The following is a 23,723-nucleotide window of genomic DNA, read 5'->3' on the forward strand; positions in this document are numbered from 1 at the left end:
ATCAACGAACTGACCGTTCAAAGATGGTCAGGGTGATGTTTTGCTCAACTATGAAAACGAGATGATTTTATCAAGGCAAAATGGCGATAAAATCTCATATATTGTGCCCGATGTAAATATCTCCATCGACAATCCTGTTGCTGTTGTAGATAAGAATGTTGATAAATATGGGACTCGCCTTCTTGCCGAAGCATTTATCAAATTTCTTTACACTCCAGACTCGCAACGAAAGTTTACTAAATTAGGATTTCGTCCCATTGACCTGACGATCGCCAAAGAAACAGAAGGCAATTTTCCCAAAATTAAAACTATTTTTAAAGCTGAAGATTTAGGAGGGTGGAATGAGATTCAGAAAAAATTCTTTGATGAAGGGGCAATCTTTGACAAAATTAGGGCTAAAAAGTCTTAAAAGTTTCATTATTTAATCATCTTCTCTAAGGCGATTTGCAAATCTTTTGTCAAATCGCTTACAGCTTGTCTAGCTGCATAGCGATCGCCTTGACAATTTTGAGAGCGTTCAGTTACTGAAATTGGCTCCCCAACGGTGATTTGTGCCTGTCGCAAACCTAACCGAGGTCGCCCTGGAAGTGTTGTATCCTGAATTCTAGAAAGCATATCGAAGATGAGCAAAGCTGTTTCTGCAAACCGTTCTGCCGTTGGTTGTTCCTGAATATAAGTAGCGGTAACTGCAACAAAACTTTCCACTATCCGCATATGCCGCATTCGCAAGTCTGCTTCCTCTGCAATCCAGTCTGCCAAACCACGTTTAAGGGGTGGTAAAGCATTAATATCTGGCAAATCTTCCCGATAAATGTAATTCCAGCCAGCCTCTTCCAAACGCCGACAGCGGTCAATAAAATTACCCTGCGCTTGAACTCCAAAATATTGTTCGGCAACTTGTAAAGCCTTATCTAGTAAGCGATGAAGTCGGGCAATCAACACCTGATTAGGACTAGCAGATTCATCAGTTGAGATAGTTTTTGGGATGTCTTGATGATAGAAGCGACGATAAAACTCTTCCATCTCGGTAATCAAATATTCAGCCAATTTACACAGGCGTTGATAGTAAATCTCTTCGCCATCGCCCTGATCAATTTCCTTAACTGGCAACCCACTATCAGCTTCTAACTTACTCAATAGCCAATCCAGTCTAGACCAAGGTGGCTCAACGTAGCGATACTGGATGGCGATCGGCACAATGATCACAGTTTCAGTCCGGTTAGCTTTTTGCAAATCTTCTACACACCAAAACCCCATTTGAGCAACACCGGGTTCCAGTGGGCTAACAATACCACTATGACCATTAGTACCGCCTTCCGGTGCTACTGCGATCGGTAGTTCGCCATTAGCAAACAACTGCCGTGCTGTTTGAATAGCTTGGCGATCTAGTCGCCTACCGCGATGAACCGGCACACCTCCTAACCGAGAAAACAACCAACCCAGCCAATCTCCAGCCCAAACCGTCATCCCCCGGTCATAGAGAAAATAGCTGTGAACAAGCGATCGCAGTGTAATACCTTTCTGACGAGCCACCTGTGGCACAATGCGGGAAAGCAAATACTGCATACAGAGAGGATCTTCTACCTCTGGGTGGCGAAATGCCAACAAAAAGCGAATTTTTCCAGCCTGAAATTGTTGATAAAGTTCAGCTAATACCTCAACATTTTTGGCTTCAACACGGACAATACCAGCCGTTAGCCAAGGTCGAGTGCGAAACCGTAACGCGATCGGCAGTAACCAGCGAAAAATCTGGAGTATCAGCGGGTTAAACTGTTGGGGAATAAATTTCAGTGGTGGTTGAGTAGACTGAATCGATCTAGGCAAGTCGCTCTCCAGATTGTATTTCTAGCGATTGTACAACGTGGGGGTCTTGGTTTTGCGTAGATCCGCAGCCTCTTGTCGTTAGACATCGCTTAGTTTTACCTCTCCAACATAGACCTAAGTATCGAATAAAAAATTATTTTCGATGTTTAGGAAAATTGCGTAATAGATACCAAAATACGGCTAAGTTCAACAAGAAAATTAATATTTTTATAGGAGAGATACCCCGAATCAATTCATAAATCTCCGGGGGAATACTGATACCGACAAGCACCAATACTAAGACATGTGCCCAACGTTTCTCGTACCACAAACCAACAGCTTCAATCGTAGTTACAATAGCATAGATTCCTGTACCAATGCCGCTAAAGGCTAAGGTTCTTGGATTTAAGTTGATAACTTTATTTAGAAGCCAATTAATAATTATCGATTTTCCTTCTAAAACATAATTTTCTGAAAAAGCCTCTAGAGTTTGATAATTTTTTAACGTCAACAATAAAGCGATCGAAGTAACCATAAGCAGCAAAGCGGTAAATGATTTGTAGAGAACAATTGCCACTAATCCCAATGGACGCTTTTTCAAAGAACCCCCTAAGTATATATAAGCCCAACTTTGATTAACTGGCTCTGGATGATGCCAACTAAGACGCCTATTGTAGCAATACTTAATCGCCTTATCTTTACCATTTTCCTCTTTGCCCAAACAAGTAAACTAAATGTTGAGTATTACACTATTCCTGACTGCTTTATAGCTTCAACCAAATGGGTAAGAAATAATTCAAACCACCGAGTTAGCTACATGTATAAGGTGGTTTAGAGCAGCAAGGCATTCCCAGTGGGGGAACTTTGATTTTTGAACGCCAGAACAAAAATATTGTTGCGGAAGATTTAGTTAAGGCTGGTGTTAGTGCTAATAAGTTACCGCTGCAAATTTTGAACGATCAAAATTACCTTACTGCTGTCAAGTCAGAGTTCACGTCCTTATCCAGAGATTTCTTTAACTAAGTACGGCTTTGGATAGGGGCAATTAGATGCAATACCAATTTCCCTCTCCCTTTACTCCTTGCCTACCAAGGAAAATAAGCCTATTCTCTATGAAGGAATCGGCTTTTGATTAACATTGTATGTGCGTAGGCCAGCAACAACCGCAGGCATCGTACATTGAGATAAATCATATGCAATGGAGGTTAGCAAACTCAAACCGCTTGACATCCTGCTTGCAAAGCAGGCGCTCTACCAACTGAGCTAAACCCCCTTAAAATTAAAATAGTAAGTAACTTTGATTGCCATTGTTCTTGTAACTTAATATTGTTCCGTGACCAAAGGGATGAAGCCAGAAAATATCCAAATTGTTGCAGCACTGTATAAATTTGTTAAGCTGCCAGATTTTGCTGAGAAGCGAGATCCTCTGCTGTCTTACTGCCAAGCACAAGGTGTCAAGGGAACAATTTTGCTGGCACAAGAAGGCATTAACGCTACAATTGCAGGTTCGCGTCAGGCGATTGATTCTGTTCTCTGGTTTCTGCGTTCTGACCCTCGTCTAGCAGACTTAGAATACAAAGAGTCCCATACTGAAACCCCGCCCTTTGAGCGGATGAAGGTGCGGTTGAAGCCAGAAATTGTCACTTTGGGGTTGCCTGAAATTGACCCAAGTGAGCAAGTTGGCACTTATGTCAGTCCCCAGGAATGGAATGATTTGATTTGTGACCCAGAAGTAACTGTGATTGACACCCGCAATGATTATGAAGTGAATATCGGTACTTTCCAAGGGGCAGAAAATCCCCAAACTGGCTCATTCCGGGAATTCCCCAATTATGTGCTACACCACCTCGACCCAACTAAACACAAAAAAGTTGCTCTGTTTTGTACGGGCGGTATTCGCTGTGAAAAAGCCTCATCCTTCATGCTTGCCCAAGGCTTTGCAGAAGTGTATCATCTCAGGGGCGGCATTCTCAAGTATTTGCAGGAAGTTCCAGCACAAGAAAGTTTATGGGAAGGGGAATGTTTTGTCTTTGATGAGCGGGTAGCCGTTAGTCATGGGTTGGATGAAGGGAGTTATGAGCTGTGCTTCTGTTGTGGACGTCCGATTTCTGAGTCAGATAAGCTGTCTGGTAAGTATGAGCAAGGTATCTCCTGTCCCTATTGTTTTGATAGCCTCACTGAGGAGAAAAGAGCGCGTCAGCAGGAAAAATGGCGGCACTATCAAAGCCAAGTTGGTAACAAAAATCGGGATGTGAGTTAATCACAAAAGCAAGTTTTAAATGCGATCATTTATTAGCTTCAGTCAAGGATAATTCGGAATTTAAGGGCAAAATTACTGTAAATGTAGTACCAACTCCAACTTTACTTGTGACACTGATTTTACCCCTGTGAGCATCAACACACCTTTTAACAATTACCAACCCCAATCCGGTACCCTGAATTGATTGGACATTTGAAGCTCGGTAGAATGACTCAAAAAGTCGAGCTTGGTCTGGTTCCGGAATGCCCATACCTTGATCTTGAATATAGAAAATTGCTACTTTCTCAATCGAGTCACATACTAAATTAAACTGAATGTTGCCACCCCTTGGAGAATATTTAACAGCGTTTGAGAGAAGATTCTTAAACATATAATGTAAGAGTCCTTCATCCATTACAGCGTCGGTACGATCGCTATAACAGGAAAAAACAATTTCACACACGCTACTTTTAACAATAGAAAAATCTTCGATTAACTCTCGACAGAATTGCTCTAAGTTAAGTGGAGCAGGGTTGTATACGAGTTTTTTTGCCTCCGCTCGACCCATAAACAGCACTTCTTCCATCAGTTTTTCCATAGATTGCACAGCACCTTGAATTCGCTTTAAATAGATGCCTCTTTTTGCATCTGTCAAATTTGCTGCTTGCATTTCTATGAGTTCTACTGCCGTTTGAATAACAGTTAAGGGATTACGGAACTCATGAGATACGGTCGAGATAAATAAGGACTTGAGACGATTAAGTTCTTGCTCTTTCTCTAAGGCTTGCTCTAACAATTTTGTCTGGCGTCGTTCGCTAAGATCCTGGAAAACAACTACTACACCATTTATCTGGTCAGGTCGTAGCTTCAGTGGTGAAGCACTATCACCAATTGGAACTTTTTTTCCATCTTTTGTAATCAGAGATGTGAATTCCCTTAAATAAACAACCTGTTGCTCCCGCAGCACTTTTGTCACAGGGTTTTCTAATGTATCTTCTGTAATTTCATCGACAATATGAAAAATTTCCGCCACCTCATTTCCTAAAGCATCTTTTTGCTGCCAACCAGTCAGCGCCTCAGCTGCAGGATTCATGAATGTCACCCTTCCGTGCTCATTAGTGGCAATTACAGCATCACTCATTGAGTTTAAAAGGGTTGCTAACTGATCTCGATTCTCTCGCAGGTCACGTTCTAACTGGTGTTTTAACAGACCGATCTCGATCGCTATTCTTAAATCTTTGGTAGTAAATGGTTTAACGATATATCCAAAAGGTTGGGTAATTTTTGCTCTTTCTAAAGTATGCTCATCGCCGTATGCAGTTAAAAAAATTACAGGAACGTCTAACTGCTCACGAATATGACTGGCAGTAGTAATACCGTCCATCTCACCTTTAAGGATAATATCCATTAATACTAGTTCTGGTTGAGTTTCCAATGCTTTGGCAATGGCAACTTTTCCAGATGAAGCTGTACCTGTAACAATGTATCCTAGTTGACTGAGTTGGCTGGTAATAGTTCTAGCCACAATCACTTCATCTTCAACGACTAAAATCCTAGCTTGACCCATTTGATATTTACTGATGCAAAGTTAACTGCGTGAATTGGATTTTAAATACTGTTCCATGATTGCGTTCTAGAGTAATATCGCCTTCTAGTTGTTCTGTAACTAAGTCATATACTAACGACAGACCCAAAGAATCAGTATTTGTCCAATCTAAATTATCTGGTAAACCAATCCCATTGTCTCGGATAGTCATCTCAATACTATTGCCAACATTACGTAAAGCAATGCTGATTGTACCTACTTGTTGGTTGGGAAAAGCGTGCTTGAGGGCATTAGAGATTAACTCATTGATCACCAGTCCACAGGCAATAGCTTGGTCAACATTCAAACTCACTGAATCTATATCAGTTTCTAGAGCGATTTTACCAGGCCATATTTGATAGGAAATTAGCAAGCTTGCTGCCAAATTATGGATATATTCAGCAACATCAATTTGTCCAATATTGGCGGAAGTATATAAATTTTTATGAATTAAAGATATTGACTCAATTCTGTTCTGACTTTCTCGAAAAACTTTAATTACTTCCGGATCTTTGAGTGTTTGAGACTGGAGTTGTAATAGACTAGAGACAATTTGTAAATTATTTTTAACTCGATGATGAACTTCTTTTAAAAGAACTTCTTTTTCAGCCAAGGCATTTTTTAATTTCACTTGAGCTTTTTGTCTTTGAACAAGTTCAGTTTGAGCTTGCTCAAGGATACTGGATTGTTGAATTGCGATCGCTAATTGGACTGTAAGTTGATCGAGTAAATCTAATTGATTTTCTTCCCACTCACGCAAACCAGAGCATTGGTGAGCGACCAGTAAACCCCAAAGGTGAGAGCCAGGGTTTTTAGAGCTTACTTCTCGTAAAATCGGCACGACTAAATTTGCTTTGACTTCAAACCGTTCTAACAAGCTAATATGACAATCAGTTAATCCAGCTTCATAAATATTAGCGATCGCGCGTTTGTGTCCCTGATAATACTCCATTCCTGCACCTGTTTTAAAACAAGTATCATGAATCTTTACGCCCAAAGAAACTGTCCATCCAGGTTGCACTGATTCCGCCATAATTGTACCGATCATCTCGGAGTCAAACTGATAAACAATTACTCGATCAACCCCAAGTAAATCTCGCACTTCTTGAACTGTTGCATTCAAAATATCTTGAAGATTCAAAGATTCACGAATCCGTTGAGCAACGGTTCGCATCAATTGCTCCCGCTCGGCTTGGGCTTTTAGAGCTAGTTCAGTTCGCTTACGTTCTGTGATGTCTTGCCCAATACCGATAATTTGACCATTTGAAAGGTAAACATTAGTCCAAGACGTATCTAGTAAACGACCATCGCACACCTGAGTTCTAAAGTCACCCCAATTGTGTTGTGCAGACTGAATAAAATTAATTACATACTGTCGATATTCCGGATTAGGGTATAACGCTTCCAAGACATCGCAAGTTTGGAAATATTGAAATTTCCAACCTAGAACATTTTCCCATTCTTGGTTCACCCACTGGAGTTTTCCATTGGGATCAATCAGGGCAATCATCAACGGTATACTCTCAAAAATTCTCTGCAAAAACTCATTTTGTTATTGGAGTTTTATTTCTAAATTTTTGCGATCATTAATATCATAAAATACTGTTAAAATTGCTGCTTCATTGTTATAATTTAAATATTGTAGGGAAGCGATCGCCCAAAAATAACTTCCATCCCCTCTTTTCAATTGAAGTTCATAATTATGAATAAAGCCATGTTGATTAAGAAGTTTTAACAAGGCTTCAAAATCTGCCAAGTTATAATATAAATCTAAGAAATATTTAGGATTAACTTTGGACTCTGGAGAAAATCGAAATGTTTGAAGTAACTATGGGTTAGCAGATAAAATCAACCCATCAGATACACGTGAAATCATCAAGGGAACAGGAATACTTTCAGAAATAACTTGAAATCTGGCTTCACTTTCCTGAAGAATTCTTTCTATTCGTTTGTGTTCTGTGATGTCTCGGATATTAACCAACTGAGCGTTATAACTGCCATAGCTTATTGGATGTGTGACAACTTCAACATCAATAATCTGTCCGTCTTTTCGCCGATGTCGCCATTGTCCAGCAAAGTGTAAGTTAAGATACTTTTGTCCTAAATATTTCAGCAAGATAGGCACATCTTCTGGAGGATGAATATCAGTTATTCGCATTTGCAAGAACTCTTCTCGTGAGTAGCCGTAGTGAATAACAGCAGCTTCATTTACATCTAAAAATTGCAGATTATTCTGGTTATATACCCACATTGGGTTGAGATTTTTAGAGAAAAGAAGATTAAAACTTCTTTGGCTATCATCTATTACTTTTTGCTGATGTAACTCTAAATACCTGATTACTTGCCCTGCCAACTGTTGTAATACTACTTGCTCTTTAACACTCAAGTTGTGCGGTGCAAAATCAATTACACAAAGACTACCTAATGCAAAGCCGCTTGAAGTAATCAGGGGAACACCCGCATAAAAGCGGAAATAATGATTTGATTTTACAAGGGGATTTGTCGCAAACCGTTCATCTTGCAAAGCGTCTGGGATGATTAATATTTGACTTTGCAAGATAGTATACCTACCAAAGGAAATGCTTCGAGGAACTTCCGATATAGTTACTCCGATTTTTGACTTGAACCATTCCCGTTCTGCATCAACTAGGCTAATGAGAGCAATTGGTGTTTCACAAAGGTTAGCAGCTAGTTGAGCCAGTTCATCAAAGATTTCTTCTGGTGGCGTATCTAAAATTTGATACTGATTAAGTACTTCTAGCCGTTGGCTTTCATTTTCAGTAAATAGCATTAGTGGTTGTGTGACAAAAATTTTTCAAATCTTTAAATCTTTTATAAAGTCTTCTAGGGATTCGCAACTCCACGCATCAGCTCTTTGATATTTAGAAATAAAAAACATAGGTTTATACTCAAAGAGACTTCCCACAGAGGTATATGTTGGTTCAGTTTTCATGCGAATCTCGCAGTGTAAAGTATGTCTGATAGTTTACACTAAGCAAAGAGCAGTTGTACAGAGACGTAAAGGATACAGAAAGAAACTCTCTGCATTCTGTGCGCCTCTGAGATTATTTTTATCTTGAGCGTCCAAGTGTCGTGATATATATAACTGCTTCATCAGCAGGAATACTCAAGACTTCATTTACTTGGTCATCAAAGAATCCACCGATGCCACTGACACCTACATTTAGTTGTATTGCAGCTAAATTCAAGCGTTGTCCTAAATGGCCTGCATCCATATGTAAGTAACGGTACACGCGATCGCCATACTGGGCGATCGCAGCTCTCAAATCGGCTGTATGAAACAATACCGCTGCAGCATCCCGCCCTAATTCTTGCCCTAAACAGAGAAAATGTAACTCTCGCCGAAAGTTTTTAAACCGAATTTGGCGTAATTCTTGGGCTTTGGGCGCGTAATAGTAACAACCTGCCTCCAATCCTTGGACTCCGCAAACAACAATAAATGTTTCTATTAAATTCAAATCAAAGTAGTCTGGAGAAATATCTAAACTTTGGTCGATGTAATTTTGCGGCTGGTAAGTGAAATCGAGTAAACTTTTCAATTCATCGAAGGTTAAATCATCACCATTGTAGGCGCGGGTAGAGCGTCGCTTGTACATAGTACTTTCCAGTTCTGACAGCTTTTGTCCCCAATCTATAGGCGCGGTGGTGGTGGGAATTTTCAAACAGAAAGGAAAGTTATATTTATCCTCCAAAGATTTTTTTTGTTTGATAGTTGGTAGATTGAGATTGCCAGTTATACCTGATTGGATCTGGGTGTGTTGATGGAAATATGTCAACAGTTCGCCATCGGGGATTTGGGGATAACTGGTTTCTGTGGCGGAAGGTAAAGCAGTACATCCCAATGGCAAATTTTGATTGACATCTAACAAGTCTGCCAGAGGTAAGACAGCGATCGCACCTTCTTGTTGCGGATCGATATAAAGTAGATCGTTTACCGATTCATCCACAAAACCACCGATTAAATGGGGGCGAAAGTCAGTAATCGCACTAGCTAATTCGATATTGCCCAACAGGTGTCCTGCATCTAGAAAAATCCGGCGGTAAGCCCGATCTTCATAGCGCCACGCAGAACGATAGAAAACCGCAGTGACAATAATTGCCAGTTGGGTATTTTCTAAAGAAGGATGCCACAAACAAGCTGCTTGGAGAGTTTGCCAAACATCACTTTCCCAATAATGCATCAGTGAATTAGTCCGACATTGGTAGTTATACAGTCCAGGTGGTAATAACGACGTGCCACGGGAAACTATATAGACTTCGGCAGGGTATAGTCCGCCTGCACTGGGAGCAGCACGTAAATACACCGCACTACCCATAGAAGGCATTTTCGCTGTCAATCCATAGCTGTGAAACAGCAGCCGTGAAAGTCTTTGCCACCATTGAGCATCTGGGTTATTAGCAAATCCCTCTGGTTTTTCTTGGATATAGGGTTTGAGATCAAAAGTAGAGCCAATTTTATACTCTTTAAAGGGCACTGGCTGTTTAGCCCAGTCTAAACTTTGACTTTTGGAAGCGAGAGTCTCAGGGTTGTATTTAGTCCGTTCGTGATAATGCTGGGCAATTGATTGGTGTAATTCTGGCATAGTCCTTTCAATATCCTTGGGGCATCCTTTTTTTTGATCTTGGCATTCATTAGCCTAATTATTTCGTGTCAATTAGTACAATCTTCATAGTCATAAAGTGGTAGTTGATCACAACTGAATTGGGCATTGGGAATGGGGCATCGGTTATTTCCCCCTGCTTTCCCATCTTCCAATACTTTTCGCTTAAGCTTTAAGCGGTGTTGAGAATGAAAAAGTTAAGATATTCGCGTTGAATTCCGCTTTCTTTATGAAGTGGCTTTTTGGATGGATACTTTGAGCTATACAGTAGAGAAATTTAGGCTTGAATTCTTTTAGCTATCGATGAAAGAGCGTGCAGAGCTTGCCTACTTTTAGATCCACTCTTTAGATCAAAATGTGCATGATAATGTAATCCGATTCGGATCAGACTGACAAGGTATTCACTCAACTGTCAGAGAAGTCAAGCAGATCATCATTCACCCTAATATTTTTTACAACCGCCGAATCGCAATTTCCAACCCTTCACATACACGGCTAAGAAAATCTAAATCTAAAGTAGCGATCGCATCACTAGGTTTGTGATAATGTGGATTTCGCAGGAATGCCGTATCTGTGACCATAATTGCTGGATAACCCAAATCCCAGAAAGGTGCATGATCACTACGTCTAGTTTGGGGAACAATTAAACCTCGATTCAGCACAGGTAGCCATTGACTAGATACGCCAGCTTTGCGAATATTACGGCTCATGCCAATTAAATCAGGTAATGTCCGTAAATTGCCAATTAAAGCAATAAAATCTCCTTTATCTGGGTAGAAGCGTTCCAGAGGAGAGGGGTAACTTTGGGAACCAGGTGTAGAATCCTTATAGCCCAGCATTTCTAAGGAGATCATTAAGCGTAGCGATCGCTTTTGTTGGTGCAACAGGGCTGCATAGTCAGCACTACCCAGTAAGCCGTATTCTTCCATATCAAAAGCAACTAGCTTTAAGGGATATCTTACAGCTTGGGCAGCAAACTTTCTGGCTAATTCCAGCAACACCGCCACACCTGTGGCATTATCATCAGCTCCTGGTGTTCCCGGAACGCCATCATAATGAGCACCAATTAAAATAGGTGGCAAATCCTTTTTTTGCCCTCTAGTTTCAGAGGATAAATTTAATATCAAGTTCTTACAAGCTTTACCTCTTACTTTAAAGGTGTGGATTTCCACACTCCCCCATTGGGAAAATTGCTGGCGGATATATTCTTGGACAAAAAAATGTCCAGCCGTTGCCATGTAAGGATCGCGTTCTCGCGCTATCTCACTCAGGGAAGTTTGTAATCGCTCTGTTAAATTCAAATTTTAAAAATAGTGGCAATATTAAGGTTTTCAGGCACTCAAAGAAGCAGAGCAAGTATTATTAAGGTGCATTTACCAACTTGCAGATCCAGTGCATAGAAGTAGGCGGATAACAAGAATTGAGGCTGCTTGGACACACCAATCATCGTCAATGTTATCCTAGTCTTGCAACTATCTCCTCTAGCTGCACTTCTTAGCTTACTGCCTTAATGATGACTATTATACCATTGAGGTATTTTCATCCTGTGGCACAAAAATAGAGGTAGTTTCACCCAATGATAATAAATATATAAGACACTTTAGGAGAAAAGTAACGCATGGGCAAGGTAGTCGGCATCGACTTGGGTACAACCAACTCAGTAGTCGCCGTTATGGAGGGTGGCAAGCCGGTGGTGATTGCCAATGCAGAAGGAAAGCGAACAACTCCCTCCGTAGTTGGCTTCAGCAAAGAAGGTGAAAGGGTGGTTGGGGAAATGGCAGGGCGACAAACCATCCTCAATCCCCAAAATACCTTTTTCGCAGTTAAACGCTTCATTGGGCGCAAATATGGCGAACTTAACCCAGATTCCAAGCGTGTACCCTACACCATCCGCAAAGACGAAGTAGGTAATATCAAAGTTGCTTGTCCCCGTCTGAATAAGGAATTTGCCCCAGAAGAAATTTCAGCAATGGTGCTGAAGAAATTGGCAGACGACGCTAGTCGCTACTTGGGTGAACCAGTCACAGGGGCAGTGATTACAGTACCTGCTTATTTTAACGATTCTCAGCGGCAGGCAACCCGTGATGCTGGCAGAATTGCTGGTTTAGAGGTGCTGCGGATTCTCAATGAACCAACTGCTGCATCTTTAGCTTATGGATTAGATCGGGGTGAAACGGAAACTATCTTAGTATTTGACTTGGGTGGTGGCACCTTTGATGTGTCGATTTTAGAAGTTGGTGATGGCATATTTGAAGTCAAAGCTACCAGCGGAGATACGCAACTTGGTGGTAATGACTTTGACAAAAAAATAGTAGATTGGTTAGCAGAGCAATTTCTGGAAGTCGAAGGGATAGATTTAAGACGCGAGAGACAATCTTTACAACGCCTGATGGAAGCTGCGGAAAACGCAAAAAATAACCTTTCCTCTGTCAGCGTGATCGATATTAACTTACCTTTTATTGCTGCTGACCAGGAAGGCCCCAAACATCTGGAAACTCGTCTAACTCGTTCCCAGTTTGAAGAGTTGTGTGCTGATTTGGTGGGGCGATTGCGGACACCAGTGAAACGGGCCCTCAAAGACGCAGGACTCTCACCTAGAGACATTGAAGAAGTTGTGCTAGTTGGCGGTTGTACACGGATGCCAATGGTGAAACAGCTAGTGCGGGACTTGATTGGTACCGAACCCAACGAAAACGTCAACCCCGATGAAGTAGTGGGAGTGGGTGCAGCAATTCAGGCAGGTATTCTCGCAGGCGAACTCAAAGATGTGCTGCTTTTGGATGTCACACCCCTTTCTTTGGGATTGGAAACCATCGGCGGCGTGATGAAAAAACTCATTCCTCGCAACACCACCATCCCTGTCCGCCGTTCTGATATTTTTTCCACGTCTGAAAATAACCAAAATACTGTGGAAATTCATGCAGTCCAGGGCGAACGGGAAATGGCAGCAAATAACAAGTCTTTAGGACGGTTCAAGCTGTATGGTATCCCCCCAGCACCACGAGGAATTCCTCAAGTTCAGGTGTCATTTGATATTGATGCTAACGGTATTTTACAGGTAACAGCACTAGATAGAACCACTGGGCGAGAACAGAGTATCACCATTCAAGGCGCTTCTACCTTGAACGAGTCGGAAGTGAATCGGATGATTCAGGACGCTCAGAAATACGCCGATGTTGATCGCGAACGTAAAGAAAGAGTAGAAAAGCGGACTCGTTCTGAGGCGTTGATTTTCCAAGCAGAACGACAACTCAGAGAAGTAGCTTTAGAATTTGGTATGCAGTTTGCCCGCAGCCGCCGCCAAAGAATTGATAATATTTGCCGAGAACTACGAGAGAGTCTCAAAGAAAATAGCGATCGCGGTATTGACCAATCCTACGCCGACTTGCAAGATGCTCTGTATGATCTAAACCGGGAAGTCCGCCAGTCTTATGATGAAGAGGAAGACGACGACTGGTTGGGTACTATCCGTGATATCCGTGACATTTTTACTGGCGGTGATAAAGATAAAGAACGCGAATCTCCCAGAGATACATATCGGGAACGCGATTCCTATGGTAAGGACTATGGCAGAGATTATGGTAAAGACTATGGGAAAGACTATGGCAAAGACTATAGCCGAGACAGTCGTTCTTCCTCGGATGACAGCCGTCCTTCACGCAAATCCCGTCCAAGTTACCAAGATAACTGGGATGAAGAAGAAGACAATGATTGGTCGTAATACTCCTAATAAAAGTTAGAAGTTAGGAGTGAGAAGTTAGGAGTGAGAAGTTAAAAATTAAATATTTCAATTCATAACTCCTGTACAGACGCGATTAATCGCGTCTCTACTCCTAACTCCTACCTGCTAATTAATCCAAAATCTAAAATCTAAAATCTAAAATTTAAATAACTGACTATGCAAAATTTGCCGAATTTCCGCGATTACTACGAGATTTTGGGAGTATCTAAAGACGCCTCTAGTGAGGAAATTAAAAAGGTTTATCGGCGGTTAGCAAGGCAATATCACCCCGATCTCAATCCGGGTAACAAAGCATCTGAGGAAAAATTTAAGGATATCGGCGAGGCTTATGAAGTTCTTTCAGACCCAGCCAAGCGATCGCAGTACGACCAGTTTAGCCGCTACTGGAAGCAAAAAGGCTTTGCAGGCAACAAACAAACGCCAAAGGCTAAAACTTGGCAGAGTAGTCAAGCCGATCGCAACAGTAATCAGGACGTAGATCCAAGCCAATTCTCTGATTTTGAAAGCTTTATTAATCAAGTTATCGGCGTCAAAAATAAGAATGGCACAAGTAACTCCAGTAATAGCAATACTAGCGATCCGTTTCGTTCCCCCAGAACAAAAGTTGCCTACACCCCTAACACCCCACCTCGCACAACCCGTCGGGATATAGAAGCCAGATTGACGCTACCACTAGAAAAAGCTTATCAAGGTGGCAATGAACGCATTCGTTTGGAAGATGGGCGATCGCTAGAAGTTAATATGCCTCCAGGTATGGTAACAGGTCAAACCATCCGTTTGCGGAACCAAGGCGTTGGTGGTGGCGACCTCTACTTAAAAATTACTGTTGAACCTCATCGATTATTTAAGTTAGAAGCTTTAAATATCCTCTGCCAAGTCCCAGTTACTCCCAGTGAGGCAGTTTTAGGAGGACAGGTAGAAGCACCAACTTTGGACGGCCCAGTGAAAATGACAATTCCCCCAGGAGTTAGGTCGGGTCAAAAATTCCGACTAGGGAATAAAGGCTACCCCAGCGATGATGGGAAACGTGGTGATCAATTAGTGGAAATTCAAATAGTTACCCCGAAAAATATTAGTCAAGAAGAACAGGAACTGTACGAAAAGTTACGGCAAATTGAAACCTTTAAACCCCGGGCTGATTTACTGAGTTATGGATAAAGTAGTGTATCAATCCCTTCCTCACATAAGTAATTGAGTACCTAAGTAATCTCTAATTATGACTTAGCGGGACTTAAACATTTTTGAGGAAAAAATAAGCCTTAAACCCATATAGTTCAATCGGATGTACGCCATTTATGAATTGGTTCTATTGGGTTGATCTCTTCAGACAGTTTAATTGCATTAACTAGAGTAAAATTATTTTCTAGATGAGTTTTGATATCGAGTCACTCATCTGCTTTTGTAGACGCTGGCGGTTATCATCATATTGTCGCACTATCCCTCAAAGCATCTTGTGGTGGGGTTTGGAGAGTTATTGTAAGTTTATTGACATTGATTGAGCGCGATGAAGAGAAATTAAATTAGATGAAAGTGTCAGAGCTAACGAGTTAAGCACGTGATTAGACGGTCAAAGAATAGGGCGTTGACAGTAACGAACACCATCATCCATCTTTTGGGGTTAGGGTGTGAGAGCGCGTGTTGAAAAGAGGTAGGGATTCCAATAGTTGATAGCAACATTTATCGTTATTGTCTATACCCCGATTAACAATAGGAAACTTCAAATGAGAATTTTTGTTCCTGGCCGTCTTTGTTTGTTCGGAGAACACAGCGATTGGGCAGGAGAATATCGCCGGATTAATCCTCTAATTGAAAAGGGCTACACCTTAATTGTTGGTACTAATCAAGGAATTTATGCCGATATCAAACCTAATTCTACTGAGTTAATTATTCGTGCTTCTCTCTGTGATGGCAGGCGTTATGAACCGTTCAGATTACCTATGGAATCTAATACCCTCAAGTGCGTAGCGCAAGAGGGCGGTTTTTTTAGTTATGCTGCTGGTACAGCTTATCAATTTCTGACTCACTATGGTGTCGGCGGACTTGAGGTTGATAATTATCTAACCGACTTACCCATTCAAAAGGGATTATCTTCAAGTGCTGCCTTTTGCGTTCTCATGGTGAGGGCATTTAATCGTCTGTATGATTTGAAGATGACAATTCGTTCAGAAATGGAGTTGGCCTACCAGGCAGAAAGAACCACTCCTAGTCTTTGCGGTCGTATGGATCAGGCTTGTGCTTATGGAAATCGTCCAATCTTGATGATATTTGATGGTGAGCAAATTGACCTGATTGAGTTGAAAGTTAGCAAAGATTTGTTTTTTGTAATTGTTGATCTCGGCGGCAGCAAAAATACACAAGAAATACTAAGAAGATTGAATGAGTGTTATCCTTTCGCTACTAATACTCAAGAGCAAAATGTCCAAAAATACTTGGGTTCTATTAGCTCGGAAATTACCCGAGCAGCAGTTGAAGCAATACAACTTGGAGATGCCCAACTTCTGGGAGCTTTAATGACAAAAGCCCAAGCTGAATTTGATCAGCACGTAGTTCCGGCTTGTCCAGAACAATTAACTGCAAAAAAGCTGCATCTCCTTCTCCATTACGAGCCTCTGAGTCCTTATATCTTCGGAGGAAAAGGTGTGGGTTCTCAGGGTGATGGGACTGCACAACTGATTGTTAAAAATCAATCAAGTCAAACAAAAGCTATGGAAATTATTCAGCGCGATTTTCCCCAAATGCAAGCGTTACAGTTAACTATTTCAAAACTTCCCGTATGATTGACCACATAGGGTCAAGCATTTAGCGATTACAGCAGCGCTTGATGTCACAAGCGGAAATATCAGAAAGAGCTTAAGGAAATCAGATGAATTTAACCGTTAGCCTTCAGGATTAGGCTGAAGGCTAAACAAAAATTGGTCAAGAGCCAGAAAATCTCCCCTTTGGGAGTCTGAGTGAAGGTTCTTATCGTAGAGAAATTATCCGTGAGTCAGTTTCTAACTTTTCAGTTGTGATTAAAACTTCTTGTCTTGCCCATTTATCTGCTGCCAAAATGTCATCTAAAGAGGGATTTGCCCGGTGATCATTTTGATGGCGATCGCACACCGATTCGATACACCGGGGAATATCTAAAAACCGAATTTTTTCTGATAAAAATAAAGCCACAGCTTGCTCATTTGCGGCATTCAACACAGCTGGCATCGAACCGCCAGCTTTACCCACAGCATAAGCTAACTGCATACAAGGATACTTCTGGTGATCTGGTTCACTGAAGGTTAAATTTCCAGCTTTGACTAAATCTAGTCGTTCCCAGTTGGTGTAGATGCGATCGGGCCAAGATAGAGCATACAGTAAGGGTAAGCGCATATCCGGCCAACCGAGTTGGGCTAAAACTGAAGTGTCTTGCAGTTCAATTAACGAGTGAATAATGCTCTGGGGATGAATGACAATTTGGATATCGTCATAATCCAACCCAAACAGGAAGTGAGCCTCAATTACTTCCAGTCCTTTATTCATCAAAGTAGCAGAGTCTACTGTGATTTTTCGCCCCATTGACCAATTAGGATGCTTGATGGCGTCAGCAACGGTGACATCTGCTAACTTTTCTACATCCCACTCCCGGAAAGCCCCACCAGATGCAGTGAGCAAAATTTTCCGTAAGCCTGCCTTTGGCACACCTTGGAGACACTGAAAGATTGCGGAATGTTCTGAATCAGCTGGGAGTAATTTTACACCGTGTTTTTCGACTAGGGGTAAAACTACAGGGGCCCCAGCAATCAGGGTTTCTTTGTTCGCTAAGGCAATATCTTTACCAGCTTCGATAGCTGCGATCGTGGGTAGCAAACCAGCACAACCAACGATACCAGTGACAACGGTTTGGGCATCGCCGTAACGAGCGACTTCTATCACTCCGGCGTCACCTGCCAGTAGAATCGGTTGGGGATCAAGGTCAATGATAGCTTCTTTGAGCGCTGGTAATTTCTCTTCTGAGCAAATTGCTGCTATTTTCGGTCGAAACTGCCGAATTTGAGCAGCCAACATTTCAACATTGCTCCCAGCTGCCAATCCCACAATCCGAAACTGATCTGGGTACTGAGTGACAATATCTAAAGTCTGAGTACCAATAGAACCAGTGGAACCAACGAGAGTAATCGCTTTCACAATTGCTTAAGGATTTACAGACAACTCTCACTATAATTGCTTGGGACTCTTTAATAACAGCAATCACTATAATCGATACACTGAGGCAAAGGAGTCGAGACGCGGTGAGGGGGAGAAAGAAAGTGTCCCCGTGTGTCTCCATGCCCTCTTGTCCTCTGCCTCAACTTCTTCAAACTTCAACATCACTACCCAATTATCATCAGTCGTTAGTGTACTAAGTAATTATTTCACAGATTCCCTACAGTACTCTGCCCCATCAAGAATTATTAAGTGTTATGGCACTTACACACGCAACTGATCCTAGCTACAGTTATCTATGGCTTTTGTAGTATTGGTTTGCTGCTAGCCTCTGGAGACACTATTTCCTTGAGTCATCTTGCCTATGGTATTGTGCCTTTGAATATAGCCATTGATGTGCTGCTATCTCGCCATCCTCGTCAGGAATATTTAATCTTGGTGCTTTTGTAACATTACTAGCCAAAATAGCTGTAGGATTTGCCCAAGAGCGTTGGGTTGGTTAGAGGTTTGATTCTTTATTGGTAAGAAGTTGAATTTAACTTTCTTAATGAATGTATCCAATCAAAGGAAAATCAAGATAAATTCATAAAATGAAAAAAGTAAAATTTCCCAGATATTTAACACCTTATATAATTATTTATAGTGCTTTTATTGTTTGCGCTATTGTCGGAATGCTAATTTTCCCAGATACTTTTAATAAGTTTTTTTCACCCACTCAGTTACCTCGTGCAATTCCTCCTCAATTACCACGAAAAAGTTACTATTGGGATATAGAACTTTATGCAAATATGGCTTTGCAAAATGCCTGTACTGCTTTTTATCCTCTTTGGGGTTTTATCATTACTCGCCTATTTCATCCTGAAAACTTAGATGAATATGCCAATTATTTTAAAATTACAGCTACAGCACTTTTTTGCATATCTACTCCTCTAATATTTTGGGTATTTAAAAAGGCTTTAAAAAATCAGTATTTGGCATTAATAATTACCCTGACTTACACCGTCAACCCTATGGCGATTTTTCGCGTTATCGGCTATACAGAAAGCTTATTTTCTTTATTAGGGATTTTTTTTATATGGCTGCTTTTACCTGAAAACAAATTAAATGAGAAAATAAAATTAATGCTGCTATCGTTTATTACTATTTTAATGGCTTTAACTCGTCCAGTATTAATTCCGATAATCTTTGCTTGTTTATTATCATTAATAACAATATTTTGGCTAACAAAACAACTAAGTAAAAATAATATTTTCAGAACGATCGCAATATCTATTTCAGCGATATTAGGATATTCTATTTATGGATTTTCATGTCTCCAATTAAGAGGAGATTTTTTTGCGCCATTCCACGACCAAAAACAATGGGGGAAAACATTAGGATTACATTTAGACTTACTATTTTTACCTAAATCTCCCTTGTTTGATTTATTAGGCTTATATCTGCCAATTTTAATTCTAATAATTTCTTTAGTAATAATATATTGTAAAATTAAAAACCATCAGCTATTGGTATTTATTCCAAAAACATTTATTTGGGATATCTTAATAATATATCCGCCTGTATTAGGATTGGCGTATATGTTGAATTATTGGCGAAGTGTAAAAAAAGAAATAATCACCTCTAAATTCACCAATAACTTACCAAATAATTATCTATTTTGGTTTTGTATATATTTTTCAGTAATTAATGCTTTAATTGTATTTTTCACACAAAATCGCCTAGCAAGTTTAGGTAGATATATATTTGCAGTACCTTTCTTTTTTCTAGCTTTAGGATATTTGTATTGTTGTTTTCCGGGAAAAAGAAAATATAAAAATCTATTATTTGTGATTATTGTATCCGCGATCGCTCTTGTGCAACAATGGATTAATTATGGCAAAGATCAATGGCTGGGTTAAAAGGGAAAAAACAGTTAATTAATAATTTATGGTTAAATCAGTGTAAATCCTTTAATTGTAACTATAATTTTACTCCTGAAGGGTGGGATAAAGCCAGTTACCAGTAAGGTAAATTTTTCTGGTACTATAGCGTAAATACTTTAATCCCAGTATCGGAAAGGAAAGTTTGGCAAAAATATCAGCTATAGACTAGAGATATTAGCAGCAAGCTAAATAACCATTTTTTTTCTTGAAATAGAGGCATATATGAAATCGGGATAATCATCTCAAAATTGGTTAGAGGCTTTGATCCATTAGTTGATTCTTTATTGGTAAGAAGTTGAATTTAAATTTTCTAATGAATGTATCCAATCAAAGGAAGATAGCGATCGCTTCATTGTTTCTAGGTGTAGGTGCCATATCTTTTGGCTCTATTTTTATGAAATTGAGCGAAATTGAACTCAGCCCCAATGCCACTGTATTTAATCGCTTTTGGCTTAGTAGTGTGGTCTTCTTACTATGGCATGGATACAAGGTAATACGGCAGCGATTTTCCTTAGACAAACCTGTAGAACAGCAGCCCTATACCAGTCAGGATCTGTGGCTATTGCTAGGTGCTGGTATTCTTTGGGCTGCCACTTTAGTCTTATTGGCTTGGTCGCTGACTCAAACTAGCGTTGCAATCTCTAGTGTCTTACATAATCTTGCCCCCATATTTACCAGCTTAGGGGTGTGGCTGTTATTTCGTCAGGGTATAAAGCGCCAATTCCTGATTGGGATGGTCATCGCTCTTGGGGGAGCGATTGCCATTGAATTTGAGGAACTGCAAATCGCCACAGACGAAGTTCAAGGAGGCATTGCTGCAAGCGTTTCGGCGATTTTCTTGGGTGCATATCTGCTGCTCGTAGAAAAATTACGAACCAAATTTTCTCCCACCACAATCCAGTTGTGGATTTGTGCGATCGCAGCTTTAGTCATCTTTCCCATACTTTTGTTCACTCAAGATCAGCTTTTCCCCTCAACAGTTAGTGGGTGGCTTTGGGTGATTTTCTTAGCCCTGATCTGCCAAGTCATTGGTCATGGGCTTTTGACCTATAGCCTTGCTAGCTTTTCCTCGGTGGTTGTCTCCTTGGTGCATCTGTTAGAGCCGGTATTTAGCGGCATTTTCGCTCTTGTAATATTTTCGGAAAAATTAAGTTTCTCAAATTGGATAGGTTTCACTATAGTTTTAATGGGTTTATACTTAGCCATATCTAGCCAAACTGCTGTTAATTACCCGTTTCAGGAATCCGTCAAAAGTATAGTTAATACTTTCGTTAAAAGTATGACGACCAAACTGTCATTACTAAGGCAACAATTCTCCAAAACACCAGCTTTATTAGGAACTGTCTCATTATTTTTTGCCCTAATTCCCATATCTTTGGCACCATCTCTTACCAAATTGTGCCAACAAGAAATTGGCGCAAATGCTGTAGTATTTCATCGCAGCTGGATTGCTACAGTTGTCTTTGGCCTGTGGAATGGACTTGAGGCTTTGGGCTATCAACAGTCCGATAACCAATCTATAGAACAGAAGCCTTTTACCAGAGAAGAAGTGTGGCTCTTATTGGCAATGGGAACCGCTGCTGGAACCTACCTCCTCTTGTGGGCTTGGTCGCTGAGTCAAACTAGTGTTGCCAACGTGGCTTTACTCTCTAATTTGAACTCCTTATTCGTTGCTTTAGCTGGGTATCTATTATTCGGTTGGCGCTTCGATAAAAGATTCGTTATTGGTCTGGTCATAGCCTTGGGAGGAGCGATCGCATTTGAACTCAATAAGGTACAATTTGCAACTGACCAAATACTAGGTGATGCATTAGCATTGCTAACTGCGATTTTCATGGCTACGTGTATGCTGCTGATAGAACGACTTCGAACCCGATTTAGCACCGCAACTATAATGCTGTGGCGCTGTGGAGTGACAACAATGTTTCTACTACCCGTCCTCCCATTCCTCGAAGATAGACTATTGCCCTATTCCTGGATGGGTTGGTTTTTCATAATTTTTCAAGCTCTCTTTTGCCAAGTTTTGGGTCAGGGACTTTTGGCTTATAGCCTCAGCAGAATCTCTTCAGGCGTCGTTGCGGTAACGCTTCTCCTTGAACCAGTCCTGGCCTCCATTTTCGCTTGGTTCATTTTTTCAGAACAAGTAGGTTTGTTTGACTGGGCAACTTTTGCCGTAGTTTTAACGGGTATCTATCTAGCCCAATCTAGTCAATCCACTATTCAAGTAACGAACGAAACTTCGTAGTATTGAGTGAGTATAATTCGCTATTATGCAAACGAGACCTGCCTACGCAGAAAGCATGAAAAATCAAGGGTTTTAAACCCACAGATGTGGGTAAAGTCTTGTGTAGCCGCAACTTCTACTCGCCCAAACTTGCTTCCATTACTCTTAATTTAGTATTTGGACACCGTTAACTTGAGTGATACAATTTATGACAAAAACTTCCGACAAGACATTATTAAAATTAGTTAAATTTCAGTTTAATAGGCTATTAAACTCTCTCCCATTCCCAGTTCCTGGATACTTGGCTATTGGCATTATATTAGCAGTGCTGATTCGATTGGTTTGTGTTCCAAATAAATCGGGGGATTATAAGTCTTCTTTAGAGCCTTGGTATAATTTCATTGCATCTCATGGCGGCTTTAGCGCTCTAAAATATAGTTTTGCCGATTACACACCCTCCTACCTTTACTGGATTTTAATTGCTGCTACCGTGCTGTCTGGATTGCCAAAAATTCTGGCAATCAAGCTTTTTGCTATGACTGTTGATTTTCTTTGTGGCTTTTTCACTTACAAAATTGTCAAACTAAAATACCCAGAAGGTAAAATAGCAACTTTTGCTTTTTTGGCAGTTATATTGAGTCCGAGTGTTATTTGTAATAGTGTCTTATGGGGTCAATGTGACGTTATTTATACAACAGGATTGATTGCCTGTATTTATTTTTTATCTATTCAAAAACCAATTCTAGGATTAGTTAGCTTTGGCATGGCACTTTCTTTTAAATTGCAAGCTATGTTTTTAGCACCTTTATTATTGATTATGTTGCTAAAAAAAAGAATTTCTTGGTATTACTTACCATTAATTCCATTAATATATATAGTTTCAATATTGCCAGCTTGGTTTGCCGGCAGACCAATGTTAGAATTGCTATTAGTATACTTGAACCAAGCTAATGAATATAAAGACCTCACTAAACATGCACCTAATCTTTATCAATGGATTCCCAACAATTTTTATAATATTGTTGTCCCTATAGCTTTAATGTTAACTATATGTGTAATATTTTTATTGGCATATATTGTTTATAAAAGTAGACTAGAAATAACTCAAGACAGACTTATATACTTAGCCACCATATCAGTTTTGTTTATGCCATATATCCTGCCCAAAATGCACGAAAGGTATTTTTATCCTGCCGATATATTTTCTCTTATTTTTGCCTTTTACTTTCCCCAATATCGTTGGGTAGCTATCGTCGTACAAATGTCCTCATTTTTCGGCTATTTAGGGACTCCCATATATATCCAGTTGTTTTCTATACCTTTAGGTTTTACACTTTGGTTTGTTGTGCGAAATTGTGACATGATTTATCCAAAACTAAAAGCTGACTTTTACTGAAATATCAATCAAAA

13 protein-coding genes, 1 tRNA gene and 3 pseudogenes are annotated in these 23,723 nt (G+C 40.4%); 9 read left to right on the forward strand and 8 right to left on the reverse strand.

Features of this window, described 5'->3' with window-relative positions:
- Positions 1-31 precede the first annotated feature (31 nt).
- Positions 32-409, forward strand: a pseudogene (locus V7K48_RS28220) (substrate-binding domain-containing protein); the annotation flags it as partial.
- Positions 410-417: 8 nt separating this feature from the next.
- Here the strand turns inward: V7K48_RS28220 and V7K48_RS28225 are convergent.
- From V7K48_RS28225 to V7K48_RS28235, 3 genes are all read right to left on the reverse strand, one after another.
- Positions 418-1,824 carry a lysophospholipid acyltransferase family protein gene (locus V7K48_RS28225; protein ID WP_335077547.1) on the reverse strand — a complete coding sequence of 469 codons (1,407 nt, stop codon included), beginning with the start codon at positions 1,822-1,824 and terminating at the stop codon, positions 418-420.
- A 133-nt stretch (positions 1,825-1,957) separates the two neighbouring features.
- Positions 1,958-2,404 carry a DUF2127 domain-containing protein gene (locus V7K48_RS28230; protein WP_335077619.1) on the reverse strand — a complete coding sequence of 149 codons (447 nt, stop codon included), beginning with the start codon at positions 2,402-2,404 and terminating at the stop codon, positions 1,958-1,960.
- A 598-nt stretch (positions 2,405-3,002) separates the two neighbouring features.
- Positions 3,003-3,076 (reverse strand) — tRNA-Ala (locus tag V7K48_RS28235).
- Positions 3,077-3,148: 72 nt separating this feature from the next.
- On the opposite strand from V7K48_RS28235, the gene trhO reads away from it, so the two are divergent.
- Positions 3,149-4,063, forward strand: coding sequence for an oxygen-dependent tRNA uridine(34) hydroxylase TrhO (trhO, locus tag V7K48_RS28240; RefSeq protein WP_335077621.1), 915 nt, complete (start codon positions 3,149-3,151; stop codon positions 4,061-4,063).
- A gap of 25 nt (positions 4,064-4,088) precedes the next feature.
- Here trhO and V7K48_RS28245 read toward each other — a convergent pair whose 3' ends face one another.
- From V7K48_RS28245 to V7K48_RS28260, 4 genes and pseudogenes are all read right to left on the reverse strand, one after another.
- Entirely contained in the window at positions 4,089-5,609 is a 1,521-nt protein-coding gene (locus tag V7K48_RS28245; RefSeq protein ID WP_335077549.1) for a hybrid sensor histidine kinase/response regulator, read from the reverse strand.
- 7 nt (positions 5,610-5,616) lie between these two features.
- Positions 5,617-8,418, reverse strand: a pseudogene (locus V7K48_RS28250) (PAS domain S-box protein).
- A gap of 280 nt (positions 8,419-8,698) precedes the next feature.
- Positions 8,699-10,231, reverse strand: coding sequence for a SagB/ThcOx family dehydrogenase (locus tag V7K48_RS28255; protein WP_335077551.1), 1,533 nt, complete (start codon positions 10,229-10,231; stop codon positions 8,699-8,701).
- Positions 10,232-10,701: 470 nt separating this feature from the next.
- Positions 10,702-11,550 carry a M28 family peptidase gene (locus V7K48_RS28260; RefSeq protein WP_335077554.1) on the reverse strand — a complete coding sequence of 283 codons (849 nt, stop codon included), beginning with the start codon at positions 11,548-11,550 and terminating at the stop codon, positions 10,702-10,704.
- A gap of 317 nt (positions 11,551-11,867) precedes the next feature.
- Here V7K48_RS28260 and dnaK point away from each other — a divergent pair, with 317 nt between their 5' ends.
- From dnaK to V7K48_RS28275, 3 genes are all read left to right on the forward strand, one after another.
- Positions 11,868-13,970, forward strand: a complete 2,103-nt coding sequence (gene dnaK / locus V7K48_RS28265) for a molecular chaperone DnaK (protein ID WP_335077556.1) — start codon at positions 11,868-11,870, stop codon at positions 13,968-13,970.
- A 177-nt stretch (positions 13,971-14,147) separates the two neighbouring features.
- Positions 14,148-15,149 (forward strand): DnaJ C-terminal domain-containing protein, encoded by a 1,002-nt coding sequence (locus tag V7K48_RS28270; RefSeq protein WP_335077558.1) that lies wholly within the window; start codon positions 14,148-14,150, stop codon positions 15,147-15,149.
- 563 nt (positions 15,150-15,712) lie between these two features.
- Positions 15,713-16,768, forward strand: coding sequence for a mevalonate kinase family protein (locus V7K48_RS28275; RefSeq protein ID WP_335077560.1), 1,056 nt, complete (start codon positions 15,713-15,715; stop codon positions 16,766-16,768).
- Between the two features lie 184 nt (positions 16,769-16,952).
- Here the strand turns inward: V7K48_RS28275 and dxr are convergent, their stop codons facing one another.
- Positions 16,953-18,149, reverse strand: a complete 1,197-nt coding sequence (gene dxr / locus V7K48_RS28280; RefSeq protein ID WP_335077562.1) for a 1-deoxy-D-xylulose-5-phosphate reductoisomerase — start codon at positions 18,147-18,149, stop codon at positions 16,953-16,955.
- 270 nt (positions 18,150-18,419) lie between these two features.
- Here dxr and V7K48_RS28285 point away from each other — a divergent pair.
- The 4 genes and pseudogenes from V7K48_RS28285 to V7K48_RS28300 all read left to right on the forward strand — a co-directional run.
- Positions 18,420-18,670 (forward strand): annotated as a pseudogene (locus tag V7K48_RS28285) (hypothetical protein); the annotation flags it as partial.
- An 87-nt stretch (positions 18,671-18,757) separates the two neighbouring features.
- Entirely contained in the window at positions 18,758-20,065 is a 1,308-nt protein-coding gene (locus tag V7K48_RS28290) for a mannosyltransferase (RefSeq protein ID WP_335077564.1), read from the forward strand.
- 337 nt (positions 20,066-20,402) lie between these two features.
- A complete protein-coding gene (locus V7K48_RS28295) occupies positions 20,403-22,334 on the forward strand; it encodes a DMT family transporter (protein ID WP_335077566.1) in 1,932 nt (643 codons plus the stop codon).
- A gap of 187 nt (positions 22,335-22,521) precedes the next feature.
- A complete protein-coding gene (locus tag V7K48_RS28300; protein WP_335077568.1) occupies positions 22,522-23,709 on the forward strand; it encodes a hypothetical protein in 1,188 nt (395 codons plus the stop codon).
- Positions 23,710-23,723: the final 14 nt, after the last annotated feature.

The organism is Nostoc sp. (genome assembly GCF_036919615.1).
Lineage (GTDB): Bacteria > Cyanobacteriota > Cyanobacteriia > Cyanobacteriales > Nostocaceae > Nostoc.